Below are 2,977 nucleotides of genomic sequence, written 5' to 3' on the forward strand. Positions count from 1 at the left end.
TGAAATACAAAACTATTGAAGAGTTTAATAATCAAAACAAAATTTATCAAAATGTAGCTTAACTTATACTGGAATTTTTATTTGCATATCCATACCTTTTTTTTTCATCGATTCCAATTTTATCAACTCCAAAAGTGCTTTTCCGTAGCTTGTACGTTGGTTGATTTTTAGCTGATTGTTTCCATTATAATTCAATTAATACAAATATACGAGAAAAATTAATCGGTGAATAATTATTAAAAAATGGCTCGCGTTTAAATTACTTGTTCTTGAAGATTACAGAATATTCAGGATCAATAAAAGTGATTATACTTCCATCTTCATTGGTGAGATATGAATATATATTATTTTTGATTCTTCTAAAATCTTATGAGCCATCATTTTTTGACCAGAAATATTAAACTCTTCTCCTCTTAAAAGTATTTTATATGTTATTATTTCCCCAGAAGCATCATTAATTTGAAGGTGACAAGATTTATCTTTATTTTCAGTAATAGTAATGTTATTATTTGCAATTTCCTCTTTGCTTCCATATTCTGAAGATATCATTGTGAATGTATTAAAAGAATATGTTCGTTGTTTTTGCGCAACTAATATATTGGTTGATAATGTAATGATTAAAATGATAATTATATTTTTCACTAGTATTGGTTTAATTTTGACTAATGTAAAAATGTATTTTCTAAAATCAAAATTATTTTAGCCTAATCTTAATCAATCGTCAACATTTTCAAACTCCAAAGATTGCCATTATAAATATCCAAATCGACTTTGGTATTAATGCCATAAACAATTCCGTTTTCTGAGAATTGCCAGAATTGAAATTCGTCATCTGGCGAAGGCGTCGGGACATCATTATAATTGGCGAGCCAAAGTGGATAATCATCAAATTCGCCTTTCAAATAATCTTTGTAAAAATGATAATAGGTATAGATGATCGGCTTTTCGCCGTAAGTTTCTTCCATGATTTTGATCCACACCTTCAGGTCAGAAACCAATTGTTCTTTTGATTTTTTTCTTGGATTTTTCTCAATATCCAAAATTGGAGGCAGATCTCCGGATTCTAACTTTGCGACGGAAAGATAGGAATTGGCCTGCATCACGGGGTCTTCGTCCGGACGATAGAAATGATAAGCACCTCTTATGAGCCCGTGGTGTTTTGCTGTTTCCCAAAAATGATCAAAATTTTTATCCAATTTTCTGTTTCCCATACTGGCGCGTAAAACCACAAATTTTAAAGGAATGGTCCGGTTTCCAATACTAAGGCTGTCCCACTGGATATCTTCTTTTCTTTGGTAATGAGAAATGTCAAAACCAAAAGTCTGATTGGAATAAAGACCAACTATCTTATCTATTCTGGCTGTTTCTTTTTCAGAATTGGTCAGGTTTTTATGTTCAACTTGTTTTCCTAAATAATAAGAAAAATAGTAATTGATCTTTTGTCTAAGATAGAATCCCGTTCCTAGTAATGCCATCAAAAGAACGATCACCAGAATCCAGCGTTTCCGAATAAAAACGTTTTTTCTTTTCTGATGAATTTTTCTTTTAGTAGCCTGATTTGCCTTCGCCATAACTGTTGCAAAAATATTGTTTTTCTGTTTTGAAAAGAAGCGGATGAATTTATTTTTAAAGAATTAAAATATCAATTAAAATTTTTTTGGCTTACTTTATGCTTATATTGTCACTTTAATTTTAAATATAAATAACGATGAAAAAACGATTCTTAACATTAGCAGCATTTGTATTGGTCACTGTTGCAATGAGTGCTCAGACGGTAAAACAGGAAGTGAAGAAAGATGCCAAAGCGGTAGGAACTGCAGTTGAAAAAGGTGCGAAAGCAACCGGAGAAGGCGTGAAAGATGGCGCACAATGGGTAGGTGATAAAACTAAGAAAGGTGCAGCAGCTACCAAAAAAGGCGTTAAGAAAGGCGCGAAATGGACCGAGAAAACCGCTAAAAAAGGAGCGAAAGCCGTCGAGAAGACCGCTGTAAAAGGCGCTGATGCTGTTTCCGATGGTTACAAAGATGTAAAGGCAGATCTTAAAAAATAACAATCAAAAAAAGACTTCACAAAATGAGGTCTTTTTTTGTAACATTTTGGCATAAATACCAACTAAATAAAAAAGATATTTGAGAAAATAAATCAAAAATTTTAAACAAAAACAAGTACTTTCGTTCAAGGAAAAATTTTAGAAAAAATGAAAAAAATGATTTTAACATTTGCACTTTCTCTTGTGATGGTTGCAAATATGGCTGCTCAGGCAATACCAACGGCTAAACAAATTATCGATAACTATGTTACCGCATTAGGTGGCAAACAAAAGTTAGAAGCGGTGAAAACACTCTCTATGAAAAATACCATCAGCGTGATGGGAATGGAAATGGAAGGAAAAACGGTGAAAAAAGATAACAAATTCAAATCCAGCCAATCTATGATGGGACAGGAAATGGTTCAGGTTTTTGATGGCGAAAAAGGCTATGCCAATCAAATGGGACAAAAAATGGAGTTCCCAGCGGATCAAGTTGCAAAACTGAAAACGTCTAAATTGATGGATGCCCTTGGAATGGATCCTGCAAAAATCAAAACAGTGGAGAAAACACAGATCGACGGAAAAGACTACTACCTGCTTTCTGGAGAAGATTCCAAATCTTATTTTGATGTAAAAAGTGGATTGCTTTTCAAAACTGAAAATGAAAAAGGGAATATGACCATTAGCAAATATGCTGACGTGGAAGGAATCAAATTTGTGGAGGAAATGTCGGTAGATGCAGCAGGACAACAAATCAGTATCAAAAATACAGAGATCAAAATCAATCAGCCAGTTTCTGATGATGAGTTCAAATTGTAAAAAGTAACATGTATTTTTAGAATGTATTAGTACTACTAAGAGCCTGTTTAAATTTTATTCAATAAATTTTTTAAAGCGGATAATTTGACCATGTTTTCTGAATTTTCCATCAGGAGTTCATAATTCCGA

4 protein-coding genes are annotated in these 2,977 nt (G+C 32.8%); 2 read left to right on the forward strand and 2 right to left on the reverse strand.

Annotation, left to right across the window (positions count from 1 at the left end; translation table 11 throughout):
- Positions 1–306: 306 nt before the first annotated feature.
- Both F564_RS0117420 and F564_RS0117425 read right to left on the reverse strand, forming a co-directional pair.
- Positions 307–642 (reverse strand): hypothetical protein, encoded by a 336-nt coding sequence (locus F564_RS0117420; RefSeq protein WP_154656920.1) that lies wholly within the window; start codon positions 640–642, stop codon positions 307–309.
- A 68-nt stretch (positions 643–710) separates the two neighbouring features.
- Positions 711–1,571 (reverse strand): glycoside hydrolase family 25 protein, encoded by an 861-nt coding sequence (locus F564_RS0117425; RefSeq protein WP_051259733.1) that lies wholly within the window; start codon positions 1,569–1,571, stop codon positions 711–713.
- Between the two features lie 137 nt (positions 1,572–1,708).
- Between F564_RS0117425 and F564_RS19650 the strand changes: the two genes are divergently transcribed.
- Both F564_RS19650 and F564_RS0117435 read left to right on the forward strand, forming a co-directional pair.
- On the forward strand, positions 1,709–2,050 hold the full coding sequence (locus tag F564_RS19650) for a hypothetical protein (protein WP_034981956.1): 342 nt from the start codon (positions 1,709–1,711) through the stop codon (positions 2,048–2,050).
- A gap of 147 nt (positions 2,051–2,197) precedes the next feature.
- A complete protein-coding gene (locus F564_RS0117435) occupies positions 2,198–2,848 on the forward strand; it encodes a LolA family protein (protein WP_028123708.1) in 651 nt (216 codons plus the stop codon).
- Positions 2,849–2,977: the final 129 nt, after the last annotated feature.

The organism is Epilithonimonas tenax DSM 16811, from assembly GCF_000428485.1.
Classification (GTDB): domain Bacteria; phylum Bacteroidota; class Bacteroidia; order Flavobacteriales; family Weeksellaceae; genus Epilithonimonas; species Epilithonimonas tenax.